General features: G+C 65.3%; 18 protein-coding genes. 16 read left to right on the plus strand and 2 right to left on the minus strand.

The features are described 5' to 3' along the window. Positions 1-51 precede the first annotated feature (51 nt). Together XarbCFBP7408_RS03280 and XarbCFBP7408_RS03285 are read left to right on the plus strand one after the other, a co-directional pair. Positions 52-294 (plus strand): type B 50S ribosomal protein L31, encoded by a 243-nt coding sequence (locus tag XarbCFBP7408_RS03280; protein WP_024938126.1) that lies wholly within the window; start codon positions 52-54, stop codon positions 292-294. 230 nt (positions 295-524) lie between these two features. After that, positions 525-1,814: a citrate synthase gene (locus XarbCFBP7408_RS03285; RefSeq protein ID WP_024938127.1), complete on the plus strand. Its 1,290-nt coding sequence runs from the start codon at positions 525-527 to the stop codon at positions 1,812-1,814. A 102-nt stretch (positions 1,815-1,916) separates the two neighbouring features. Here XarbCFBP7408_RS03285 and XarbCFBP7408_RS03290 read toward each other — a convergent pair whose 3' ends face one another. Both XarbCFBP7408_RS03290 and XarbCFBP7408_RS03295 read right to left on the minus strand, forming a co-directional pair. Further along, positions 1,917-2,567: a hypothetical protein gene (locus XarbCFBP7408_RS03290; RefSeq protein ID WP_104561352.1), complete on the minus strand. Its 651-nt coding sequence runs from the start codon at positions 2,565-2,567 to the stop codon at positions 1,917-1,919. Positions 2,568-2,767: 200 nt separating this feature from the next. Continuing rightward, on the minus strand, positions 2,768-5,290 hold the full coding sequence (locus tag XarbCFBP7408_RS03295) for a penicillin-binding protein 1A (RefSeq protein ID WP_104561354.1): 2,523 nt from the start codon (positions 5,288-5,290) through the stop codon (positions 2,768-2,770). Positions 5,291-5,408: 118 nt separating this feature from the next. Between XarbCFBP7408_RS03295 and XarbCFBP7408_RS03300 the strand changes: the two genes are divergently transcribed. The 14 genes from XarbCFBP7408_RS03300 to fhuE all read left to right on the plus strand — a co-directional run bounded on the left by XarbCFBP7408_RS03300 (position 5,409) and on the right by fhuE (position 24,710). Continuing rightward, positions 5,409-6,467, plus strand: coding sequence for a pilus assembly protein PilM (locus XarbCFBP7408_RS03300; RefSeq protein ID WP_039423791.1), 1,059 nt, complete (start codon positions 5,409-5,411; stop codon positions 6,465-6,467). Beyond that, on the plus strand, positions 6,467-7,240 hold the full coding sequence (locus XarbCFBP7408_RS03305; protein ID WP_104561356.1) for a PilN domain-containing protein: 774 nt from the start codon (positions 6,467-6,469) through the stop codon (positions 7,238-7,240). The genes XarbCFBP7408_RS03300 and XarbCFBP7408_RS03305 overlap by 1 nt, the downstream gene beginning before the upstream one ends. Then, positions 7,237-7,902 carry a type 4a pilus biogenesis protein PilO gene (locus XarbCFBP7408_RS03310; protein WP_024938132.1) on the plus strand — a complete coding sequence of 222 codons (666 nt, stop codon included), beginning with the start codon at positions 7,237-7,239 and terminating at the stop codon, positions 7,900-7,902. The genes XarbCFBP7408_RS03305 and XarbCFBP7408_RS03310 overlap by 4 nt, the downstream gene beginning before the upstream one ends. Then, the gene (locus tag XarbCFBP7408_RS03315) at positions 7,899-8,432 is read left to right on the plus strand and encodes a pilus assembly protein PilP (protein ID WP_024938133.1); all 534 of its coding nucleotides are present in this window, start codon (positions 7,899-7,901) and stop codon (positions 8,430-8,432) included. Before XarbCFBP7408_RS03310 ends, XarbCFBP7408_RS03315 begins: the two co-directional genes overlap by 4 nt. A 19-nt stretch (positions 8,433-8,451) precedes the next feature. Next, positions 8,452-10,419, plus strand: a complete 1,968-nt coding sequence (locus XarbCFBP7408_RS03320) for a type IV pilus secretin PilQ (RefSeq protein ID WP_104561358.1) — start codon at positions 8,452-8,454, stop codon at positions 10,417-10,419. 274 nt (positions 10,420-10,693) lie between these two features. Continuing rightward, on the plus strand, positions 10,694-11,713 hold the full coding sequence (locus XarbCFBP7408_RS03325) for an AAA family ATPase (RefSeq protein WP_104561360.1): 1,020 nt from the start codon (positions 10,694-10,696) through the stop codon (positions 11,711-11,713). Positions 11,714-11,735: 22 nt separating this feature from the next. Continuing rightward, the gene (locus tag XarbCFBP7408_RS03330; RefSeq protein WP_181106174.1) at positions 11,736-12,698 is read left to right on the plus strand and encodes a DUF58 domain-containing protein; all 963 of its coding nucleotides are present in this window, start codon (positions 11,736-11,738) and stop codon (positions 12,696-12,698) included. 2 nt (positions 12,699-12,700) lie between these two features. Further along, a complete protein-coding gene (locus tag XarbCFBP7408_RS03335; protein WP_104561390.1) occupies positions 12,701-13,162 on the plus strand; it encodes a DUF4381 domain-containing protein in 462 nt (153 codons plus the stop codon). After that, positions 13,159-14,166, plus strand: a complete 1,008-nt coding sequence (locus XarbCFBP7408_RS03340; RefSeq protein ID WP_104561364.1) for a vWA domain-containing protein — start codon at positions 13,159-13,161, stop codon at positions 14,164-14,166. Before XarbCFBP7408_RS03335 ends, XarbCFBP7408_RS03340 begins: the two co-directional genes overlap by 4 nt. Beyond that, positions 14,163-16,016, plus strand: coding sequence for a tetratricopeptide repeat protein (locus XarbCFBP7408_RS03345; RefSeq protein ID WP_181106176.1), 1,854 nt, complete (start codon positions 14,163-14,165; stop codon positions 16,014-16,016). The genes XarbCFBP7408_RS03340 and XarbCFBP7408_RS03345 overlap by 4 nt, the downstream gene beginning before the upstream one ends. Beyond that, on the plus strand, positions 16,013-17,746 hold the full coding sequence (locus XarbCFBP7408_RS03350) for a BatD family protein (protein WP_104561368.1): 1,734 nt from the start codon (positions 16,013-16,015) through the stop codon (positions 17,744-17,746). Before XarbCFBP7408_RS03345 ends, XarbCFBP7408_RS03350 begins: the two co-directional genes overlap by 4 nt. 645 nt (positions 17,747-18,391) lie before the next feature. Beyond that, positions 18,392-19,672, plus strand: coding sequence for a dicarboxylate/amino acid:cation symporter (locus XarbCFBP7408_RS03355; protein ID WP_181106178.1), 1,281 nt, complete (start codon positions 18,392-18,394; stop codon positions 19,670-19,672). Between the two features lie 238 nt (positions 19,673-19,910). Beyond that, entirely contained in the window at positions 19,911-21,911 is a 2,001-nt protein-coding gene (tkt, locus tag XarbCFBP7408_RS03360; RefSeq protein ID WP_104561372.1) for a transketolase, read from the plus strand. Positions 21,912-22,520: 609 nt separating this feature from the next. After that, the gene (fhuE, locus tag XarbCFBP7408_RS03365) at positions 22,521-24,710 is read left to right on the plus strand and encodes a ferric-rhodotorulic acid/ferric-coprogen receptor FhuE (protein WP_104561374.1); all 2,190 of its coding nucleotides are present in this window, start codon (positions 22,521-22,523) and stop codon (positions 24,708-24,710) included. The last annotated feature ends 350 nt before the right edge of the window (positions 24,711-25,060 follow it).

The raw sequence follows: 25,060 nt of genomic DNA on the forward strand, positions 1-25,060 counted from the left end.
CTGGAGGCCGCTATAATGCTCGGCTTATCCAGGCAGCCCGGCGCCAAGTCCATGAAAGATAACGTTCATCCCAGCTACAACGACGTCGTCTTCCACGACGTGACGTCCGATTTCAAGATTCTGACCCGTTCCACCATGAGCTCGAAAGAGACCGTGAAGTGGGAAGACGGCCAGGAATACCCGCTGATCAAGGTGGATATCTCCTCGGCCTCGCACCCGTTCTATACCGGCAAGCACAAGGTGATCGACACCGGCGGCCGGATCGACAAGTTCCAGAAGCGCTACGCGCGCTGAGCTTGCAGGACGGGCTGTACCAGCAACGGCCGCGCATTGCGCGGCCGTTGTTTTTTGGGGCGGCGGCGAGGTCGTTTCCACGCCTTAGGTCGCGGCGTCTACGACTTCTGTCCAAGCGACGGCCAAAATGGTGCTGTGCGATAATGACGTGATCCGGGGCGATGCCCTGGACTTCCATCACGTGCCTGCCCATTTGGTGACAGGCGCCTTCCACTGAAGGAGCGTACACAGTGTCCGATCTTGATCAGGTCACGCTCAACGCCGGCGACAAGTCGGTCGTTCTGCCGGTTCTCAAGCCCACGCTTGGCAATGATTGCGTCGATATTTCAAAGCTGACCAAAGAAACCGGTCTGTTCACCTACGACTCGGGCTTTACCGCCACCGCCAGCTGCAAGTCGGCCATCACCTACATCGATGGCGACAACGGCGTGTTGCTGTATCGCGGCTACCCGATCGAACAGTTGGCCGAGAAGTCCAGCTTCCTCGAAGTCTCGTACCTGCTGATGAACGGCGAGCTGCCGACCGCGGACGAATTCAAGAAGTTCGACCACGAAGTCACGCATCACACGATGATGCACGAGTCGCTGAAGAACTTCCTCGGTGGCTTCCGGCATGACGCCCACCCGATGGCCATGCTGGCCGGTTCGGTCGCCTCGCTGTCGGCGTTCTATCACGACACCCTGGACCTCAACGATCCGGAGCAGCGCCGCCAGGCCGCCATCCGTCTGATCGCCAAGGTGCCGACCCTGGCGGCTGCCGCGTACCGCTATTCGATCGGCTGGCCGATCCGCTACCCGCGCAACAACCTCAACTACGTCGACCGTTTCCTGCACATGATGTTCGAAGTGCCGAGCGAGCCGCTGGAGATCAATCCGGTGGTGGCCAAGGCGCTGGATCTGCTGTTCATCCTGCACGCCGATCACGAGCAGAACGCCTCGACCTCGACCGTGCGCCTGGTCGGTTCGACCGGTGCCAACCCGTACGCCTCGGTCGCAGCGGGCATCACCGCGCTGTGGGGCCCGGCACACGGTGGCGCCAACGAAGCCGTGCTGAAGATGCTGGAAGAGATCGGCACCGCCGACAACGTCGAGTCCGCCGTGGCCAAGGCCAAGGACAAGAACTCCTCGTTCCGCCTGATGGGTTTCGGTCACCGCGTCTACAAGAACTTCGACCCGCGCGCCAAGATCATCCGCGAGATGACCCACAAGGTGCTGGGCGAACTGGGCGTCAACGATCCGCTGCTGGAAGTGGCGCTGAAGCTGGAAGAAGCCGCGCTGAAGGACGACTACTTCGTGCAGCGCAAGCTGTACCCGAACGTCGACTTCTACTCGGGCCTGATCTACAAGGCGCTGAACATCCCGGTGGAAATGTTCACCGTGATGTTCGCCATCGCACGCACCGCCGGCTGGGTGTCGCATTGGCTGGAGCAGCAGGTCGACCCGGAAATGAAGATCGGCCGTCCGCGCCAGATCTACACCGGCTACGACAAGCGCGACTACACCGACGCCGGCCAGCGCTAAGCGCCTGCGGTTGTCTGCTTGAACGAACGCCCCGCATTGCGGGGCGTTTGCTTTTGCCGGTTGGCGGTGTAGTCGGTGGTCGCGCGTCATGGCGCGCTGCGCTCAGCGCGTGCGCGGCAGGGCGTGGCCACCATCCTCTTCTGCCAACAGTTGACGCAGCTGGGCGGCCGAGGCGCGCTGCATCGGTTTTTCGTCCAGCTGCGATAACGGCGCCTGGCGTAAGGCATCGTACGGCAGCACGGTCAGGTCGAAGCTCAGTTCCTCGGCACTGAACAACCACACCGGGAACTCGGCCGTGCGCTCGCGGTCCAGGCGCAGCCGGCGCGTGCGCGATTCGGCCGGAATGCGGTGTTCTTCCAGGAAGCGCTGCACGGCGTCGGCATCGTCGCTGTGCAGCTGCAGCTGCACCGGCGCATTGGCGTCGGCCGTGCCATCGAGCACCGGGCCGGCCAGGCGCGGCTGGAACGGGCTAAGAAACTCCAGCGCGCGCAATGCGGCCTCGCGACGTTGGCGCAGCCGCAGCCCGTGCGCAGGCCCGGCGAACAGGCGCTGGTGCTCGCGCAACGCATCTTCGATCTCGCGGTTACGCGGCAGCGATGCGTCGTCGTGGATGCCCAGCCGGCTGGCCGCCTTGAGCTTGGCCTGATGAAAATCGCGGATGCCGTCCTCGGCCATCAGCCGGGCCGCTTCGTGCGCCAGGCGATGGCGACGCTCTCGGGTTCGCGTATCGGCGTGTTCGCGCGCGTGATGCATGACCGGGCTCCCCTAATGAACCTGGTTCGACTCTACAACAGCGGCATGAAGAGGTGGCGAATGCCCCCGTGTCTCCCTGCAAGGGCAATCACGCGATGGTGATTGCCCGGTCCCTTCTACTGAACTGGAGACAGTCGATTCCGCGAACCTGATCGGGGAATCGGGCGGACGAAGCCGTTCCGATTCCCCAATCCCGGCCCTCAAAAGATATCGAAGGCCTTCTCGTCCTGCTGTTCCTGCAGGCCGTAGTCGTAGTCCTGCAGGCGATCCAGGTCCTCGTTCTTCACCCATTCCACCGCCCCATTGATGGTGGCCTGGGTCATGCCGTCGGGCGGGTCGTTGGCGGCGATCGGCTTGTCCTTCAGCGCCACGCGCATGTAGTCGATCCAGATCGGCAGTGCCGCCTTGCCGCCGTACTCGCGATAGCCAAGCGAACGGAAGTCGTCGCGCCCCACCCACACCGTGGTGGCGTAGGGGCCGCCGAAGCCGGAGAACCAGGCGTCGCGGTGATCGTTGGTCGAGCCGGTCTTGCCGCCGACGTCCTCGCGCCCCAGCACCTTGGCCGCAGTGCCGGTGCCGCGCTGGACCACGTCGCGCATCATCGAGACCAGCTGGTAGGCGGTACGCTCGTCGATGGCGCGCGGCGCGATCTTGGTTTCGGCAGTGGCTGCCGGGGCGGTTTCCGCAGGCGTGGCCGGGGTCGCCGGGGTCGGCTCGATCGACTTGGGCAGCGCGGGGGCGCCGAAGTTGAAGCCGTCCACCACCTGGCTCACCGGCGCGACATTGCCGCCCTGCAAGGCGCAGGTACGGCAGGCCACCGCCGGCACCTCCTTGAAGACGACATTGCCGTCGCGGTCCTTGATCTCGTCGACGATCCAGGTCTCCACCCGCGAGCCGCCGTTGGCGAACACCGCATAGCCACGCGCCACCGACAACGGCGTCAGCGAGGCGGTGCCTAGCGACATCGACAGGTTGGGCGGCAGTTCGGCTTCCTGGAAGCCGAACTGGCTGATGTACTTGCGCGCAAAATCGACGCTGATCGCGTCCAGCAAGCGGACCGACACCAGATTGCGCGATTGCACCAGTGCCTCGCGCAAGCGCATCGGGCCGCGGAAGCCACCGCCGTCGTTCTGCGGCGACCAGGTCTTGCCGCGGCGGTCGCGGAACACCACCGGCGCATCGAGCACGATCGAGGCCGGGTTGAAGCCCTTCTCGAACGCGGCCGCATACACGAACGGCTTGAAGCTGGAGCCGGGCTGGCGGCGCGCCTGGGTGGCACGGTTGAACTTGTTGCCGGCGAAGCTGAAACCGCCGACCAGCGCGCGCAGGGCGCCGCTGTTGGCATCCAGCGACACCAGCGCGGCCTGGCCGCGCGGCAACTGGTCGATGATCCACTCGCCGTCCTTCTCGCCGGCGCGGATGCGGGTCAGGTCGCCGCGCGTCAGCAGCTTGGCCGGCGTCTTGTTGGTCCAGCGACTGGCGCTGGCCGGCAGGGTCAGCTCGGTCTTGTCGCTCTGCACGACGGTCACGCCGCCGTCGGCATTGCTGCGTGCCACGATCACCGCGCGCAGACCGCCCTGGGTGAACACGCCCGACAGGTGCTTGGCCAGCGCCGCTGCATCCGCATCGGCGGCGACATCGAAATGCTGCTCCACCCCATGCCAGCCATGCCGGTGGTCGTACAGGCGCAGGCCTTCGGCAACCGCCGCATCGGCGCCGGTCTGCAGCGTGGCATCGATGGTGGTGGTGACATGGTAACCCTTGTTGAGCACATCGCCGCCGTACTTGGCGATCATTTCCTGGCGCACCAGCTCGGCCACGTACGGGGCGTAGACCTCGACCGGCGGTTCGTGCGGCTTGGCGTGCATCGGCACCGCCTTGGCGGCGTCGGCTTCGGCCTGGCTGACGAAGCCCAGGTCGGCCATGCGCTGCAGCACGTAGTAATCGCGGCGCTCCTGCGCGCGTTCCGGATTGCTGATCGGGTTGCCGCTGGACGGGAACTTGGGGATGCCGGCCAGCGAGGCCATCTCGTCCAGGCTCAACTCGCTCATCTTCTTGCCGTAGTAGTACTCGGCCGCAGCACCGACGCCGTAGGCGCGGTTGCCGAAGAAGCTCTTGTTGAGATACAGCTCGAAGATCTCGTCCTTGCTCAGCTCACTCTCGATCTTGCGCGCCAGCAGGATCTCGGCGAGCTTGCGGGTGTAGCTGTATTCGGAACTGAGGAAGAACTGCCGCGCCACCTGCTGGGTGATGGTCGAACCGCCCGGCACACGTTTGGCGTCGGTGCTGGCCAGCAGCCACACCGCACGGGCGATGCCCTTGTAGTCCACGCCACCATGTTCGTAGAAGCGCGCATCCTCGGTCGCCAGAAAGGCCTGCTTCAGGCGCAGCGGCACGTCCTTCATCTGGATGGGGTAGCGCCGGGTCTCGCCATAGACGGCCATCAGGCGGCCGTCGCTGGAATAGACGTACATCGGCTCCTGCAGCTCGACCTGCTTGAGCGACTGCACGTCCGGCAACTTGGAGGAAATGGCGTAATACAGGCCGCCGGCAGCAATAGCGCCAAGCAGGGCGAGCACCACGAACGCGGCCAGGATCCAGCCCAGCCAACGGCGAATACGGGGCATGTAAGAGAGATTCCGATTGCAGATTTCTTGGTCACAGAGTATAGATGACGCCGGGTTTGGCTGGGGCCGAACTCTGGGGATCGCAGGAAACAGCACTGGGGTCACGTCGCGGGGCCATTGCCTTGCGCGTGAAGGGCTTGTCACCTGTTAAAATTTAATTATTAATACGAGGGCGCAGACAAGCGTCCAAGTGCCCATCGGCAGGGGAGTTTCCGTGGGGCTTCTACCCAAGAGTCAATCGCCACTGATTGGTGTCGATATCAGTTCCACTGCCGTGAAGCTCTTGCAGCTGTCGCGCAGCGGGAACCGTTTCCGCGTGGAGCATTACGCGGTGGAACCGTTGCCGCCGAATGCGGTCGTGGAAAAGAACATCGTCGAAGTCGAGGCGGTCGGCGAAGCGATCCGGCGCGCCATCAACCGTTCCGGCAGCAAGGCCAAGAACGCCGCAGCCGCGGTGGCCGGGTCGGCGGTGATCACCAAGCTGATTCCGATGCCGGCCGATCTGGACGACAGCGATCTGGAAGCCCAGGTCGAACTGGAAGCCACCAATTACATCCCGTACCCGATCGAGGAAGTCAATCTCGACTTCGAGGTGCTCGGCCCGATGCCCAACAGCCCGGACATGGTCCAGGTGCTGCTGGCGGCCTCGCGCTCGGAGAATGTGGAACTGCGCCAGTCCGCGCTGGAACTCGGTGGCCTGACCGCCAAGGTGATGGACGTGGAGGCCTTCGCGGTCGAAAACGCCTTCGCCCTGGTCGCCAGCGAATTGCCGGTGGCCGCCGATGCGGTGGTTGCGCTGGTGGACATCGGCGCGACCATGACCACGCTGAGCGTGCTGCGCTCCGGTCGCAGCCTGTATAGCCGCGAGCAGGTCTTCGGCGGCAAGCAGCTCACCGACGAGGTGATGCGCCGGTACGGGCTGACCTACGAAGAAGCTGGCCTGGCCAAACGTCAGGGCGGTTTGCCGGAGAGTTACGAGGTCGAAGTGCTGGAGCCGTTCAAGGAAGCGACGGTGCAGCAGATCAGCCGCTTGCTGCAGTTCTTCTACGCGGGCAGCGAATTCAATCGCGTCGACTGCATCGTGCTGGCCGGCGGCTGCGCTGCGCTGTCGCGGCTGCCGGAAATGGTGGAGGAGCAGCTCGGCGTGACCACCGTGGTCGCCAACCCGCTCGCGCAGATGACGCTGGGCCCGAAGGTCCAGGCGCATGCGCTGGCGCTGGATGCACCTGCATTGATGATCGCCACCGGCCTGGCCCTGAGGAGCTTTGACTGATGGCAAGAATCAATCTTTTGCCCTGGCGCGCCGAGCGCCGGAAGGCGCGCGAGCGTGAGTTCTATTCGATGTTGGGCTTTGCCGCGTTGGGCGGCGTGCTGTTGTCGGTCCTGATCTGGTTCTACTACGACGCGCAGATCAGCGGCCAGACCGAGCGCAACGCGTTCCTGACCGCCGAGATCGACAAGGTCAAGGCGCAGAACGAAGAGATCAAGGAGCTCGACAAGAAGAAGGACCGCCTGCTCGCCCGCAAGAAGGTGATCGAGGAACTGCAGGCCAATCGCTCGCAGATGGTGCATCTGTTCGATTCGCTGGTGCGCACCATCCCCGATGGCGTGGCCTTGACCAACATCAAGCAGGACGGCGACATCCTGACCCTGGAAGGGCGTTCGCAGTCTAACGCGCGCGTCAGTACCTATATGCGCAACCTGGAAGGCTCGGGCTGGATGACCAATCCGGACCTGTCGATCATCGAGGCCAAGAGCCAGGACAAGGCCGGGCAGCCCGCGGGACCGTCGATGGACACCAAGACGCTGCCGTACGTGTTCACGCTCAAGGTCAAGCTGGCCAACCCGAACGAGGCCGACAAGAACGGCACCGCACCGGTCGATGCGCAAGCGCCGGGTGCGACGCCGGCCGGTACGGCACCGGCGGGCACGCCAGCGGCGGCACCTGCAGCACCTGCGCCTGCCACGTCGCCGGCCGCTGCTGCTGCACCCGTGCAGCCAGCGCCGGCGTCCGCCAATCGGCCGCAGGAGGGGGCGGCGTCATGAGTAAGAAAGCATTCAAGCTCAGCGATCTGGATTTCAACAACATCGGCGGCTGGCCGCAGCAGGCGCGCATCGTGTTCTGCGTGGTGGTCGGCCTGTTCATCATGGTGCTGGCCTGGTTCCTGTTGATCAGCGGCAAGCGCGATGAACTCGAAGGCCTGGAAGGCACCGAAACGCAGCTGCGCACCGAGTTCGAGACCCAGCAGGGCCGCGCGGTGAATCTGGAGCCGCTCAAGCAGCAGCTCGCGCAGATGGAACAGGTGCTGCAGCAGATGCTGCGGCAGCTGCCCAGCAAGACCGAGATGCCGGATCTGATCATCGACATCTCGCAGACCGCGCTGTCCAGCGGCCTGTCCAACGAGTTGTTCCAGCCGGGCCCGGAATCGCCGAAGGAGTTCTACGCCGAAAAGCCGATTGCCTTGCGCATGGTGGGTAGTTATCACCAGTTCGGTGCCTTCGTCAGCGGTGTGGCGTCGTTGCCGCGCGTGGTGATCCTGACCATGCACGACATCAACCTCAAGCCGAGGGACCCTAAGGCCGGCATCACCCCGCGCGGGGCGCTGGAACTGTCCGGCACGGTCAAGACCTATCGTTATCTTGACGATGAGGAAATGGCAGAGCAGGAGAAGGCCGCGGCCGACGCTGCGAAGAAGGGCGGCCAATGACCATGAAACTGCTCAAGATCCTGTCCTGCGTGGCGTTAATTGCTGTATTGCCGGCATGTACGCGCGGGGTGACCAGCACACCGGGCGATGCGCCGAACCTGGAAGCCTGGGTCGCCGAAGTGCGCGCACGGCCGGCGCCGCCGCTGGAGCCATTGCCGGTGATGCAGCAGTTCGAGACGTTCGAATACGCGGCGCAGTCGATGCGCGACCCGTTCAGCGATGCCTGGGTCAGCGCGGAGGGCGGCAACGGCACGCGTCCGGATCCGAACCGGCGCAAGGAGCCGCTGGAAGCCTATCCGCTCGACGCCCTCGACATGGTGGGGACCATTGGCGGTGGCTCGGGCCTGGTTGCGCTGGTCATGGCACCCGACAAGGTGACCTACCGGGTGCGGCCGGGCGTGTATCTGGGACAGAGCGATGGCCGGGTCACCGGGGTCTACGAAGACCGCATCGAGCTGATTGAACTTGTGCCGGACGGTGCGGGCGGATGGCTTGAACGGCCGGCCGCGCTCGCATTGGATGATCAATAAAGTGATAGGGGATAGCACGATGACGTTTTCCAATGCCCGGCGGCTGCGTCCGGTTCGACGCCACGCGGTAGTCCAGGCCTGCGCGATGGGGTTCGCGCTGGCGCTGGCCAGCGGTAGCGCGTTCTCGGCGGCGGCACTCAAGCAGCCTGTGCAGGATCCGGCCAAGACCGCCCCGGCGAGCCTGGCGGTGTCCAAGATCGATTTCAAACGTGGCGAGGATGGCGCTGGCCGTCTGATCCTGCAGTTCGACGGCCAGGGCGCCAGCCCGGATCTGCGCACGCAGGGCGACAACGTGCTGGTCGACATCAGCAACGCACGCCTGCCTGCCGAACTGCAGCGCCCGCTCAACGTCACCGACTTCGCAACGCCGGTGCAGCGCGTCGAGGTCAAGCCGTCGGGCTCGGGGTCGCAGCTGGTGCTGTCGACCAAGGGGGCGTTCGATTCGCTGGCCTACCAGACCGGCAACGAGTACGTAGTTGAAATCACTCCGCGCAAGGGCCAGCCTGCGGTCGGTGGCGTCAGCGCCGCAGCCGTCACCCAGGCCGCCGCGCAGATCGCTGCGCGCGGTTACAGCGGCCGCCCGGTGACGTTCAACTTTCAGGACGTGCCGGTACGCACCGTGCTGCAGCTGATCGCCGAGGAATCCAACCTCAATATCGTCGCCTCCGATACCGTGCAGGGCAATGTCACGCTGCGCCTGATGAACGTGCCATGGGACCAGGCGCTGGACATCGTGCTGCGCGCCAAGGGCCTGGACAAGCGCCGCGACGGCGGCGTGGTGTGGGTTGCCCCGCAGCCGGAGTTGGCCAAGTTCGAGCAGGACAAGGAAGACGCCCGCATCGCGATCGAAAACCGCGAGGATCTGATCACCGATTACGTGCAGATCAACTACCACAACGCGGCCGTGATCTTCAAAGCGCTGACGGAGGCCAAGGGGATTGGTGGCGGTGGTGGTGGTCAGGGCGGCGGTCAAGGTGGACAAGGTGGCCAGCAGGACAATGGATTTTTGTCGCCTCGCGGTCGCCTGGTCGCCGACGAGCGCACCAACACCTTGATGATCAGCGATATTCCGAAGAAGGTCGCGCAAATGCGCGAGCTGATTTCGCATATCGATCGGCCGGTGGATCAGGTGCTGATCGAAAGCCGCATCGTGATCGCGACCGACACGTTCGCGCGTGACCTCGGTGCGCGGTTTGGTGTCTCCGGAGCAACTAGTCGGGGTATATTGAGTGGCTCGCTAGAGAGTAATGTCAATTACAGCAATACATTAAATCAACGTAACAATGAGCTTAATAATACCCGGACGCCCGCTACGCCCAACGGTACGAGTAGCACGCTGCCAACTTTCTTGTTCCCGTCGGGGCTGAACGTCGATCTTGGAGCTGGCGGTTTCACGAACAGCGGCGCAGCAGGTCTCGCCTACACCCTATTGGGTTCCCACTTCAACCTGGATATCGAGCTGTCGGCGATGCAGGAAGAAGGGCGCGGCGAAGTCGTTTCCAATCCGCGTATCGTGACCGCCAACCAGCGTGAGGGTGTGATCAAGCAGGGCCGCGAAATCGGCTACGTGACCATCAGTGGCGCGGGTGCTGCAGGTGGCGGGTCGCAGGCCAATGTGCAGTTCAAGGAAGTTCTGCTCGAACTCAAGGTGACGCCGACGATCACCAACGACAACCGTGTCTTCCTCAACATGAATGTCAAGAAGGACGAGGTGGCCCGATTCATTGATCTGCCGCAGTACGGCACCGTGCCGGAAATCAACCGCCGGGAAATCAATACGGCAGTGTTGGTGGCCGATGGCGAGACGGTGGTGATCGGCGGTGTGTACGAATTCACGGACCGTGAGAGCGTGTCGAAGGTGCCGTTCCTGGGTGACATCCCGTTCCTGGGCAATCTGTTCAAGAAACGTGGGCGCAGCAAGGAAAAGGCTGAGTTGCTGGTTTTCGTCACACCGAAGGTGTTACGGGTGGCAAGCGCAGCGCAATAAGCGCAACCCATGAGAAAAGGGGGCCGCGAAAGCGGCCTTCTTCTTTTGCAGGTCTGCTCGAGGGGCGCTCATGCGCATGCAAACGTCGTATGTGCCAGGTGGCGTGCCCGCCTCATCCATCCAGACGTCTGTCACTCAGGCCTGCCTGCGACGTTCACCGGGGATGCTCGCTCGCGCTACGGGCCGGCCGTGGAGGGCATGAACCCGGTCACTCACTGAACATCTTCCCGCTTCGCAGTGAACCAATCACATTCGAATCGGTCACACTGGGCCTATGAACGCACCGCCGCTGTCGCCCCCAGAAGCCGCTGCCGCGCCCGCCCAGGACCGGTTGCATCGTCAATTCACCCTGCTGCGCGAGTCGCTGGCGCAGCGTATCGTGGGCCAGTCCGCGCTGGTCGAACGGTTGCTGATCGCCCTGCTGGCCGACGGGCATCTGCTGGTCGAGGGTGCGCCCGGGCTGGCCAAGACCACCGCGATCCGCGCGCTGGCCTCGCGGCTGGAGGCGGATTTTGCGCGGGTGCAGTTCACCCCTGACTTGCTGCCCTCCGATCTGACCGGCACCGAGATCTGGCGGCCGCAGGACAGCCGGTTCGAGTTCATGCCCGGGCCGATCTTCCATCCGATCCTGCTGGCCGACGAGATCAATCGCGCGCCGGCCAAGGTGCAGTCGGCACTGCTGGAAGCCATGGGCGAGCGCCAGGTCACGGTCGGGCGGCACACCTATGCGCTGCCGCAGCTGTTCCTGGTGATGGCCACGCAGAACCCGATCGAACAGGAAGGCACGTTCCCGTTGCCCGAGGCGCAGCTGGATCGCTTCCTGATGCATGTGCGCATCGGCTATCCGCAGGCCGATGCCGAGGCGGAGATCCTGCGCCTGGCCCGTGAGGCGGCCCGCGATACGCTGGAAAAGCACGAGACCGTGCCCGACAAGATCCCGTTGGAGGATGTCTTCGCCGCGCGCCGTGTGGTGCTGGATGTGCATCTGGCGCCGCAGCTGGAACGCTATCTGATCGAAATCGTGCTCGCCTCGCGCGATGCGCAGCGTTACGACCCGGCATTGGCGCGGCGGATCGCCTGGGGCGCCAGCCCGCGTGGGTCGATCGCACTGGAGCGCTGCGCACGTGCGCGGGCATGGCTGGCCGGGCGCGACTACGTGACCCCGGACGATATCCGCGCAATCGCGCCGGACGTGCTGCGTCATCGCGTGCTGCCCAGCTACGAGGCCACTGCCGAAGGCTGGGATGGCGAGCGCCTGGTCGCCGCCTTGCTGGAACGGATTCCGCTGCCCTGATCGGGTAGCGTGTCGCCGAGGTATGCCGTCCTCTGACCAGAATCCGATGTCTTCGATGCCGTCTTCTTCCCCTGTCACCGCTCCGGCGTCGATCGCCGGCGATGGACTGCGGCCGACGCTGGCGGAGCTGATCGCGCTGCGCGGCAGCACGACCCATCGCGGGCAGCCAGGGCGTGGCCGCCATGGGCTGGTCGGGCCGGTGCCGGCGGCAACGCGTGGGCGCGGGATGGAATATGCCGAGTCGCGCGAGTACGTGGCCGGCGACGATGCGCGGCATATCGACTGGCGGGTCACTGCGCGTACCGGGCGCGCGCACACCAAATTGTTCCAGGCCGAACGCGAACGCTTGAGCCTGATCGTGGCCGATACCTCGCCGGCGCTGTTCTTCGGTACGCGGGTGCGCTACAAATCGGTGCAGGCCGCACGCGCCGGCGCCGTGGCGGCATGGCTGGCGCAGCGGCAGGGTGACCGGATTGCGGCATTGCGCGGCACCGCCAGCGAGGCGCCGGTTGCACCACGGTCCGGGCAGCGTGGCGTGTTGCCGGTACTGGATGCGTTGGCGCGCTGGTACGCGCAGCCGCCGTCCGGCGATGCGGGCCTGGAGGTGGCACTGGACCATGCCGCACGGCTGCTGCGCCCGGGTGCGCGGTTGACCGTGCTGGCCGATGCCCGCAGCGCCAGCAGGATTTCTGCCACGCGCTGGTCGGGCCTGGCCTTGCATCACGAGGTGGTGGTGATCGTGCTGGTCGACCCGCTGGAGCTGGCGCCACCGGCCCGCGCACTCAGCTTCGATGTGCGCGGCGAACGCATCGTGATCGATCTGTCCACGCAGGCCGGACGTGCACGTTGGCAGGCCGAATTCGTGGCACCGCTGGAACAACTGACCGCGGTCCTGCAGGCGCGCGGCGTGCGCTTGCACCGCCTGTCCACCGACGATGCCAGCGATGCCTGGGTGGGCGGCAGTGCCGCCGTGCGGAGCCGATGACGATGTCGCCGCAATCGCTGCCGTTGCGCGATGTCCATCTGCCGCCGTCGCCGCCGTGGTGGCCGCTGGCGCCGGGCTGGTGGCTGGTGATCGCCGCAGTGGTCGTCGTGCTTGGCAGCGCATGGTGGTGGTGGCGTCGCCGTCGTCAGCAGCAGCGGCGCTGGCTGGCGGCATTCGATGCCGAGCTGCAACGTGCGACGACCCCGGCGCAGCGTCTGGCCGCGTTGTCGGGGTTGCTGCGACGCGCAGCACGCAGCGTGGATGCGCAGGCCGACCGACTGCAGGGCGAGGCATGGCTGCAGTTTCTGGATGGGCGCAAGAGCAAGACGCAGGCCTTTTCGCAGGGGCCGGGGCGCGTGCTGCTGGACGGCGGTTTTCAACGCGCGCCGGCGGTGACCGATCTGGATGCGCTGCAGGCGCTGGCGCGGCAGCGGTTTCTGAGTCTGATGCGAGGCCGGCGATGAACTGGCTGCAGTGGTCGCAATGGCAGGATGCGCTGGCGCATTGCGCATGGCCGTGGGCATGGTGGTTGATGCCGCTGCCGTTGCTGATGTGGTTCTGGCCGCAGCGCCGCGCCGATACCGCGGCGCTGCGCGTGCCTTACGCCGATCAACTGCATGCGGTTGCGCAGGCAAACAGGGCGCCGGCACTGCGGGTGCCGCGCTGGCTCGCCTGGCTGGGCTGGTTCTTCCTGTGCGCGGCGCTCGCGCGCCCGCAACAATTGGGCGATGTGATCCAGCCGCCGCGCGAGGCGCGGCAGATGATGCTGGCGGTGGATCTGTCCGGCAGCATGAGCGAGCCGGACATGGTGCTCGGCGGCAATGTGGTGGATCGCCTGACCGCCGCCAAGGCGGTGTTGTCGGACTTTCTGGATCGTCGCGAAGGCGATCGGGTCGGCTTGCTGGTGTTCGGCCAGCGCGCCTACGCGTTGACGCCGTTGACCGCCGACCTGACCTCCGTGCGCGACCAGTTGGCCGACAGCGTGGTGGGACTGGCCGGGCGCGAGACGGCGATCGGCGATGCGATCGCGTTGTCGGTCAAACGGCTGCGCGAGCAGAAGCAGGGCCAGCGCGTGGTGGTGTTGCTCACCGACGGCGTCAACACCGCAGGCGTGCTCGATCCGCTCAAGGCCGCCGAGCTTGCCAAGGCCGAAGGCGTGCGCGTGCATACGATCGCCTTCGGCGGCAATGGCGGCTATTCGTTGTTCGGCGTGCCGATTCCGGCCACGGGCAACGACGATATCGACGAAGACGGCTTGCGCAAGATTGCCGCGCAAACCGGTGGGCGCTTTTTCCGTGCCCGCGATACCGAAGAACTGGCCGGCATCTATGCCGAGCTGGATCGGCTGGAGCCGGTCAAGGCGCTCGGCCCCTCGGTGCAGCCGCGCGTGGAACGCTACTACTGGCCGTTGGGTGCCGCCATCGTGATTGCGCTGCTGGCCTATGTGTTGCCGCGGAGATGGCGATGAACGCGCTGACCGAACTGGCAGGCTGGCTGCAGTCGCTGCATTTGCTGCGCCCGGGTCTGCTGTGGGCGCTGTTGGCGATCGTGCCGGCGGCAGTGCTGTGGCAGTTGCGTCGACGCGCTGCCGACGTGTGGCGGCAAAGCGTGGATGCGCATCTGTTGCCGACCTTGCTGGTGTCCGGCAGTCGGCGGGGATGGCTGGGATTCGTACTGGCTGCGCTGACCTATGCGCTGGCGGTGCTGGCGATGACCGGGCCGAGCTGGCGGCAGACCGAGCGGCCGGTGTATCACTCCAGCATGCCGCTGGTGGTTGCGCTGGATCTGTCTTCCAGCATCACCGCCAACGACCTGCCACCATCGCGTCTGCTGCAGGCGCGGGCCAAGTTGGCCACGTTGTTGCGCAAGCGGGCCGGTGGCGAAGTCGCATTGCTGGTCTATGCGGGCGAGAGTTTCACCGTTGCGCCGTTGACCGAAGACACCGCCAATGTGGCGTTGTTCCTGGATGCGTTGTCGCCATCGGTGATGCCGGTGGACGGCAAACGCGCCGATGCGGCGATCGACGCGGCCACGCAGTTGCTGCTGCAGGCGGGCTTCAAGCAAGGCGACATCCTGCTGGTCAGCGACAGCGCCGATCGTGCGGCCGGAAGTTCCGCACGGCTGGCGCGCTCGCGTGGATTCAGCGTGTCCGCGCTCGGCGTGGGGAGCACGCGCGGCGCGGCCTATCGCACCACGACCGGTGAGATTGCGCAGACAAAACTGGATGAAGGCAGCCTGCGCGATCTTGCCGGGCAGGGCGGTGGTCGCTATGCGCGCATTACCGCCGACGATGCGGACCTGCGTGCGCTGGGCGTGCTCGACGCGGCGCAACAGCCGCTGGCCGATGAAGCTGCCGAGTCCACCGGCGGCAAGACCTGGCTGGACGAGGGCTACTGGCTGCTGCTGCCGGTGATGCTGTTGGCACTGCTGGCGTTCCGGCGGCGTGCGGTTGTGGCGGTACTTGCATTGGTGTGCGTGTTGCCGCTGGCCCAACCCGCGCATGCTGCCGATGGCACCTTGTGGCAACGCGCCGACCAGGTGCAGCAGCAACGCCTGGATGCCGGAGTGCAGGCGTATCGCAAGGGCGATTTCGCCGCGGCACAAAAAGCCTTCGAAAATGTGCCCACCGATGAGGGTCTGTACAACCTCGGCAACGCGCTGGCCAGGCAGGGCCGGTACGACGAAGCGATTGCGGCTTACGACCGGGCGCTCAAGCAACATCCGGATCAGCCCGACGCCATCGCCAATCGTGCGGCGGTGGAGGCGGCGCGCAAGCGTCAGCAGCAGAACAACAAGGACGGCAAGGGCAAGGACGGCAAGGGCCAGTCCGACGACCAGAAGCAATCCGGTCAGAACGGCTCCGGCCAGAATCAGTCCGGGCAGAACAAGCAGAACGCTCCAAAGCCTGGCCAGGACGGGCAAGGCAAACAGGACTCGCAGGGTAGACAGGACGGCAAGGATCAGCCGTCTGCGCAGACGCCGCAGGATGCAGCCTCGCAGAACCAGCAGTCCAAAAACGGCCAGGGCGAGCAGAGCAGGCAGGACGCAGCGCCGCAATCGGCCGATGCCAAGGCGCAGCAGCAGGCCGATGCCGCGCAGCGGCAAAAGATGCAGCAGGCGATGGCGCAGGCTGGCGACAAGGGCGCCGACGCAAACGGCAAGCAGGCCGCCGCGGCAACGGCGAACGAAACGCCGGAACAACGCGAGCAACGCCAGGCGATGGATGCCTGGCTGCGGCGGGTGCCGGACGACCCGGGCAGTCTGCTGCGCACCAAATTCAGGCTGGAACACGAACGCAGGCAACGGGACGGACGATGATCGGCACACACCATTTGCGCCGCGCGGCGATCGGCATGTTGACCAGCGCGATGCTGCTCACCTGTGCACCGGTGGGTGCCGTCACGCGCGCGTGGCTGGATCGCGACAGCGCCAATGCCGGCGACGTGGTGATGCTGAATATCGAAACCGATCAACGCGGTGTCGATCCGGATTACACGCCGTTGCGCAACGATTTCGCGCTGGGGGCCAAGAGCGCCAACCAGCAGATGCAGGTGACCAATGGGTCGGTGACGGTTCGCGCGCTGTTCGGCGTGGTGCTGACGCCGCGCAGGAGCGGCGAGCTGATCGTGCCGGCGATCCGCGTGGGTAACGAGCGTACCGAACCGTTGCGGTTGCAGGTGGGCGCGTCGGCAAGCGATGCCGGCAGTAGCGCGCCCGGCGCAGCTGCAGCGGCGCAAGGCAACGAGGATGCCTTTGTGCAGACGCAGGTGGACGATCCGCAGCCCTATGTGCAGCAAAGTGTGGGCGTGGTGGTGCGGCTGTATTTCGCCACGCAACTGGCGTCCGGCGAGCTGGATCTGGAAGCGCCCGATGGTGCATCGCTGCAGCGCATTGGCGACGACGTCAGTTCGGTCAAGGTACTCAATAACCGTCAATACAACGTGGTCGAGCGGCGCTATCTGCTGGTGCCCGAACGCAGCGGCCGGCTGGTGTTGCCGTCGGCGCGCTTCAATGGCCGCTCGGTCGGCGGCTTCTTCGACGACTATTTCGGTCGTGGCAATGGCGAGCTGAGCGCGCGTAGTGCCAGCATCCCGCTGCAGGTACGCGCACAACCGGCCAACGCGCCGCAGCCGTGGTTGCCGCTGCGCAGCCTGCAGTTGCGGTATACGAGCACGCCGCAGCGCGCCACCGCCGGTGAAGCGGCCCAGCTCGTGGTGGAGGCCAGCGCACGCGGCGCCACCCAGGCGCAGTTCCCGGAACTGCCGACCCCGAGCGTGCCCGACGCGCAGGTGTTCGCCGAGCCGGCGCAATACGAAGAACGCTTCGTGGATGGTTCGCCGCAGCTGCGGCTGACCCGCCGTTATTCGATCGTGCCCAACCGCGCCGGCCCGCTGGTGGTGCCCGGCCTGCAGGTGGCATGGTGGGATGTGGGCGCGGCGTCAGCCAAGACCGCGGCGTTGCCGGACCTCACACTGGACGTGGCGGCAGGCAGCGGCGCGTTTGCGGCGCCTGCGCCAACGCCTGCAGCCAGTCCATCGCCGGATAACGCTGCGCCCACCGCTGCAGCCGGCACGCTGAGCCTGCAGCAGGCTGCGGCCACGCAACGGCCATGGGGCTGGATCGCTGCGGCGATCGGCTTTGCGCTGCTGTGGATTGCCACCCTGGTGTGGGCCTTGTTACGGCGTCGCGGCGGTTCGCACGGCGCGCCGGTGATCAATGCCAGCGATGCAGTTGCGCCCGGCCGGCGTGTGACGCACGGTGTGGCCGAGCTGCGACGCGCGCTCGATACCGGCGGCATGGACGACGTGGCCGCGGTGCTGTGCGGCATGGCCGGCGTTGCCGACATCGACAGCGTGCTGGCAGCGTTGAGCGACCCGGCGCAGCGGGCGGCGGTGGCGCAGATGCAGCGCGCCCGCTGGGGCGGCGATGGCGACGTGACCAGTGCACGTTCGGCATTGCGCGAGGCGTTTGCCAAGGGCCCGCGTTGGCGGCATGCCACGGCTGCGGAGCCGGAGGTCGTGGCGCCGCTGTATCCGCCAGCACCTTGATCGGTTTCGCTGCATCGGATATTGCTGGCTGGTTCTAGATGGTCACCATCTCCGGTCCCGCTTTGACGCATTGATTCCGGTTGCATTCTGATCCTTCACCTGTGCAGCCTGAAGCAAGGCGTTGGGTCTGTGACCTGGCTGCAGAGCCCTTGCCCGCCCACCATCGCGGGACACGCCGCAAGTACGTCCGTGTAGGCTCTTACGCGGCATCCATGCCGCGTAAGGTCCCGCGACGGTGAGCGGACAAGGACCAGTCGAGATGGTCGGTGCGCATGTTTGCAAGCAGGGCATGATGCGCTTGGACAGTGTGGAGGGATCAGTTGTAGAGCGGCTGCCCAACGGCTTGGCTGCAAGGATCCGTCGGGATGGTCGGTGTGCATGGTCGCAAGCAAGCGCTCATGACCGGATTCCACCGCGTCCCAAAGGCGGTTGGGCATCGCGCCCCGGTACAGGCGGCTCACGCATCCGCTCTGCCTGCCCACGGCGAGCGCGCCAGATGTGTTGAGCTCTCCAACGCCCGTATCGGCTGACGTGGGGAGGTTGCACCTACCCTCGGGCAGGCGTACGGCGGCAGGCCGGGTAGGTGGCCGCGTCGATGGCGTTTGTTAAGCTCCGGGGCTTGTGTCCAGATCAAGGCCCGACCAGATGACTGCATCCCCCGCCGCACGCCGCCCGGGCCTGCCCCTGCATTGGAAGATGGGCATTGGCTTCGCCGTCGGTCTGCTGCTGGGTCTGGCCGTCTACTACCTGGCTGGCAGCGATGCCGACTGGGTGCGCGTGGTCACCAAGTACGTCACCACGCCATTCTCGCAGATCTTCCTCAACCTGATCTTCATGCTGATCGTGCCGCTGCTGTTTTCGGCACTGGTGATGGGCATTTCCGAGATGGGCGACATCCGTGCGCTCGGGCGTGTGGGCTGGCGCACCCTGGGCTACACCGTCGTGCTGTCCGGCGTGGCGGTGTTGCTGGGGCTGGTGCTGGTGAATGTGCTCAAGCCTGGTGCCGGCGTGGACCCGCAGCTGGCCAACCAGTTGATCCAGCAGAACGCCGAGCGCACCCGCGAGATCATCTCCAGCTCCGGCACCCAGCCGCAGGGCATGGACATGCTGTTGTCGATCGTGCCCAGCAACGTCATCGCGGCAGCGTCCAGCAACGGCGCGATCCTGTCGCTGATGTTCTTTGCGGTGATGTTCGGCGTGGGCATGGTGCTGACCGCCGATGAAAAAGTGGCCACGCTCAAGCGCGGCATCGAGGGCATCTTCGAAATCTCGATGACCCTGATCGGGCTGGTGATCCGCCTGGCGCCGTATGCGGTAGCCTGTTTCATGTTCAATCTGGCCGCGCTGTTCGGCTTCGATCTGCTGATCCGCCTGGGCGCTTATGTAGGCGTGGTGGTGCTGGCGCTGGGCCTGCACATGGTGGTCAGTTACGGGCTGGCGGTGCAGTTCGCCGGGCGCTCGCCGATCGGCTTCTTCAGGCAGACCCAGGAGGCCACGATGATGGCGTTCTCTACTGCCTCCAGTAACGCGACCCTGCCGACCGCCCTGCGCGTGGCCGACGAGATGGGCCTGCCGCCGCGGGTATCGCGTTTCGTGCTGACCGTGGGCGCCACCGCCAACCAGAACGGCACCGCCTTGTTCGAAGGGGTGACGGTGATCTTCCTGGCGCAGTTCTTCAACGTGGACCTGAGCATCGGCCAGCAGTTCATGGTGATGCTGGTCTGCATCCTGGGCGGGATCGGCACCGCCGGCGTGCCGTCCGGCTCGCTGCCGGTGGTGGCGCTGATCTGCGCGATGGTCGGGGTCAACCCGGTCGGCATCGGCATGATCCTGGGCGTCAATCATTTCCTGGACATGTGCCGCACGGCGCTGAACGTGACCGGCGATCTGGCGCTGACGACCTTGGTTGCCAAGGGCGAGGAATAGGGAATCGGGAATGGGTAAAAGCGGGCTGTAGCGATCGGTACGGGTGATGTGAGGTCCGCTGTACCGCAGCGGTAGCCTTGGCGAGAGCGGCGTCAGCGACCAACCTGCAGCACGGCACCCGATTCCCGATTCCCGATTCTCCATTCCCGACTCCCCAATCCCAGCCCCCTAACGCGCTCTGTGGGAGAATGAGCGGCTCCGCTTCCAGCGGTGTTCCCCTCCGCTTCCATAGACGCCCATGACCCAGCCCACCCGTCGCCAGCTGGCCAACGCCATCCGTTTTCTCGCCGCCGATGCGGTCGAAGCCGCCAAATCCGGCCATCCCGGCATGCCGATGGGCATGGCCGATATCGCCGAAGTGCTGTGGAACGATTTCTTCCGGCACAACCCCAACAACCCGCAGTGGTTCAACCGCGATCGTTTCGTGCTGTCCAACGGCCACGGTTCGATGCTGCAGTACGCGCTGCTGCACCTGTCCGGCTACGATCTGCCGATCGAGCAGCTCAAGCAGTTCCGGCAGTTGCACAGCAAGACCGCCGGTCACCCCGAGCGCAGCGAAACCCCCGGCGTGGAGACCACCACCGGTCCGCTCGGGCAGGGTTTTGCCAATGCGGTCGGGTTCGCGCTGGCCGAGAAGTTGCTGGCGCAGCGCTACAACCGCCCGGAGCTGGAAATCGTCGATCACCGTACCTGGGTGTTCATGGGCGATGGCTGCATGATGGAAGGCATTTCCCATGAAGCCGCCTCGCTGGCTGGCACCTGGGGCCTGGGCAAGCTGGTCGCGTTCTGGGACAACAACCAGATCTCCATCGACGGCAACACCGCCGGCTGGTTCAGCGACAACACCCCGGAACGCTTCGAGGCCTATGGCTGGCATGTGATCCGCGATGTGGACGGACATGACGCCGAGAAGATCAAGGTCGCCATCGAGACCGCGCTGGAGAACACCGACAAGCCCACGCTGATCTGCTGCCGCACCAAGATCGGCTTCGGCGCACCGAGCAAGGCCGGCAAGGAATCCTCGCACGGCGCACCGCTGGGCAAGGAAGAACTCGAGGGCGCCCGCAAGGCGCTGGAGTGGCCGTACGGCCCGTTCGAAATCCCCGAAGAGATCTACGCCGGCTGGCGCGCAGGTGGCACCGGCACCCTGCGTCAGGCCGAGTGGGAGCAGCTGTTCGACAAGTACGGCAAGCAGTACGCGGCCGAAGCTGCCGAGCTGACCCGCCGCTCGCACGGCGAGCTGCCGGCCGACTTCATCGCCCAGGCCGATGCCTACATCGCCAAGGCGCAGCAGGACGGCCAGACCATCGCCTCGCGCAAGGCCTCGCAGCTGGCGATCGAAGCGTTCGCGCCGCTGTTGCCGGAACTGATCGGCGGTTCGGCCGATCTGGCGCATTCCAACCTGACCTTGTGGAAGGCCAGCAAGTCGGTGGCCACCGATGATCCGGATGCCAACTACGTCTACTACGGCGTGCGCGAGTTCGGCATGACCGCCATCGCCAACGGCCTGGCGCTGCATGGCGGCTTCATTCCGTTCGACGCCACCTTCCTGGTGTTCAGCGATTACGCGCGCAACGGCGTGCGCATGAGCGCGTTGAATCCGGCCCATGCCATCCACGTGTACACGCACGACTCGATCGGCCTGGGCGAAGACGGCCCGACCCATCAGCCGGTGGAACACCTGGCCTCGCTGCGCTATATCCCCAACAACGATGTGTGGCGCCCGGGCGATGCGGTGGAATCGGCAGTGAGCTGGAAAGCCGCCATCACCCGCAAGGACGGCCCGAGCTGCCTGGTGTTCAGCCGCCAGAACCTGCAGCACCAGCCGCGCAGCGCCGAGCAGCTCAAGCTGATCGAACGCGGTGGCTACGTGCTGGCCGATGCCGAAGGCGGTACGCCCGACGTGATCCTGATCGCCACCGGTTCGGAAGTCGGGCTGGCAGTGGAAGCCAAGCAGACGCTGGATGCGGCTGGCCTGAAGACGCGTGTGGTATCGATGCCGTCGACCGATGTGTTCGATCGTCAGGATGCGGCCTATCGCGAGTCGGTGCTGCCGAACGCGGTGCGCAAGCGCGTGGCGGTGGAAGCGGGCGTGACCGGCTTCTGGCGCAAGTACGTGGGCCTGGATGGCGATGTGGTCGGTATCGACACCTTCGGCGCCTCGGCACCGGCCGATCAGCTGTATGCGTACTTCAAGATCACCGCCGAGCATGTGGTTGCGGCGGCCAGGGCGCTGTAACGCCTGACGTGTTGCCTGAAGAAAAAGCCGGCGAACGCCGGCTTTTTTTGTTGCACCTGGCGCGCGATGCGCCACCGTGCAACGGAGGCATCGCGCGTGTCAGTGCGCGTCGTTGGCCAGCGCCGATGCGCGGACCCTGGTCAGCACGTTCAACTGATCTCCACTGCGTTGCATTCCGTTGTCGGTGAGCCGCCTGTCTGCATGGCACCCGCGCCGAGTGTTGCGTGCGGGTGGCTGCGACCGCAATGCCTGTGGTCCAGCGGATCTGCGGAGGCGGGTATTGATGAATCACGCCGGATCCGGGGCGTCGGCGTGCGACGCACGCTGGGGAGCGCCCGGCGTTGCGGCGGATCGGTTAGACCGGGCTGATCCTTTGGATGACCCCCCGGCTAACGGCTCAATCGGCCCCGCTGGCAGTACGCATCGACGTTTCGGTAGCGCTCGCTTGGCTTGAACGGATGCTAGGAATTGGTCAATCCGCTATTTAAAATGTGAATCATTCCCATTAAAATGGAGCGCTGCCGGTGGTAAGGCACACGTTTCCTCCCCTTGTTGCCGGCGCGGCGTCTTCGCAGCGCGTGGTCTGGTCCGTCTGCGTTGGAGTCCCTGATGATCCGTAGTACCGAATTGCGTCTTGCTTCCGTGGGCGCGCGTCGCCATGTCCTGCCGCGCGCGCTGTTCGCTGCGCTGTGCACGATGGCCGCCGGCCAGGTGCTGGCCGAGACGCCCGTGTCCGCCGCCGGTGCCGAGGTCACCACCCTGGACCGGCTCATCGTGCAGGGCGAGCAGGCCAAGGGTTATACGGTGGAGAAGACCACCGCCGGCACGCGCATGGACCTGTCGTTGCGGGAGATTCCGCAGTCGGTCACCGTGATCACCCGCGACCGCATGGACGACCAGAACCTGCAGAGCATCACCGACGTGCTCAATAACGTCACCGGCATCTCGGTGGCGCAGAGCGACAGCGAGCGGCTGGAGTTCTATGCGCGTGGCTTCTATATCGACAACTACCAGTTCGACGGCATCCCGGCCTATATGGAGCAGGCCTGGAGTTACGGCGATTCGGCGCTGGACGTGGCGCTGTACGACCGCGTCGAAGTGGTGCGCGGCGCCACCGGCCTGCTGACCGGCTCGGGCAACCCGTCGGCCTCGATCAACCTGGTGCGCAAGCATGCGCTCAGCCGCGACTTCACCGGCACCGTGTCGGTGGGCGGTGGCGACTTCAACAAGACCCGCAGCGTGGCCGATATCACCGTGCCGCTCAGCCCCGAAGGCAACGTGCGTGCGCGCGTGATCGGCGTGTACCAGGACGGCGAGTCGGACATGGACCGCTATGGCCTGCGCAAGAAGATCGGCTCGGCGATCATCGATGCCGACCTCACCGACAGCACCTTGCTGAGCGTGGGCTACGAGTACCAGAAGAAGGAATCGAACGATGTCACCTGGGGCGGCTTCCCGCTGTTCTACAGCGATGGCACCCGTACCAACTACGATCGTTCGTTCAACCCGGCGGCCGACTGGACGTTCTGGGACACGCGCCTGCAGCGCACCTTCGCCAGCCTGCAGCAGAGCTTCGACAACGGCTGGACCCTCAAGGCCAATCTGAGCCACGAGAAGACCGAAGCGGCCAACCACCTGTTCTATCCGTTCTATACGATCTTCGGGTTCGACCGTGCCACCGGTGGCGGCGTGGTGCCGTATTCGGGCAACTACCTGACCGAGCGCAAGGCCGATGGTGCCGACGTCTATGCGGAAGGCCCGTTCCAGCTGTTCGGCCGCGAGCATCAGCTGGTTGCCGGCGCCAGCTACAACCGCCGCGAGTACGTCAATAACGGCACCTTCGATTTCCCGGCGCCGCTGGACAGCTACCTCGGCTGGACCGGTGCCTACCCGGAACCCAACTGGAGCCCGCGCACGGTGCAGAGCACCGGCACCATCAAGCAGAAGGCGGCCTACGTGGCTGCGCGCTTCTCGCTGGCCGATTCGCTGAAGTTGCTGGTGGGTGCGCGCTACACCGACTGGCAGATCGATGGCGGCAACTTCGATGCCACGCAGGGACTGGCGCCGTTCTCCGACAGCCAGATCGAAGTCACCCCGTACGCCGGTCTGGTCTACGACCTCAACGACGTGTGGTCGACGTACGTCAGCTACACCGAAATCTTCAACCCGCAGACCCTGCGCGATGCCAATGGCGGCTACCTGGATCCGTTGACCGGCAAGGGCTACGAAGCCGGCGTCAAGGCAGCGTGGTTCGACGACAGGCTCAACGCCTCGCTTGCGGTGTTCCGCATCGAGCAGGACAACCTGGGCGTGGCCACCGGCGGCTTCGTCCCCGGGAGCAGCGAGTCGGCGTATGAGGCCGCCAACGGCGTGGTCAGCGAAGGCTTCGATTTCGAGGTGTCCGGGCGGGTGACCGAGAGCTGGAATACCACCTTCGGCGCCTCGCACTACACCGCGCGCGATGACAGCGGTACCTCGATCAACAAGCACCTGCCGCGCACCACCCTCAAGCTGTTCAACAGCTACGCCCCGCAAGGTGCGTGGAGCGCTCTGACCGTCGGTGGCGGTGTCAACTGGCAGAACCGCTCGTACTATGTGGACCCGGTCTACGGCGCCTTTCAGCAGAGTGCTTACGCACTGGTCAGCGCGTTTGCGCGCTACCGCCTGTCGCCGCAGTTCTCGGTGCAGCTCAACATCGACAACCTGCTCGACAAGCGCTACTACGCACAGTTCAACGGTGGCTATGGCGCATGGGGCGCCTCGCGCAACGGCATGCTGACCTTCAACTACACGTTCTGATCGCAGACCGGGCCGGGCGTGATGTCAGCGCCTGGCCCGGTGTTGCAATGCTGCAGGCATCTTGCAGAAGGTACCTGTTTTTTTGTGTCTGCTGTTTCTCTGGGTGATCTTAGATCTGCTGGGCTTGCCGCAATGCTTTAGCGTCGTGCCTGTATCGGCTTGCTTCGGTGGTATCGAAGTGGCGCGCAAGCAACTGATGCTTTCCCGATATCGGCGCACTGCTGGAGAGACGTGCTGCCCACGCACACGTACACGCGGGCCTGTTAACGCTAGTGGTTGGGGAGGTTAAACTATTGGACATGGAGATCACGCCAGCACAATTTGCCCTCATCGAACATTGCTTACCTGTG

Source organism: Xanthomonas arboricola pv. guizotiae (assembly GCF_002940205.1).
GTDB lineage: Bacteria > Pseudomonadota > Gammaproteobacteria > Xanthomonadales > Xanthomonadaceae > Xanthomonas > Xanthomonas arboricola_C.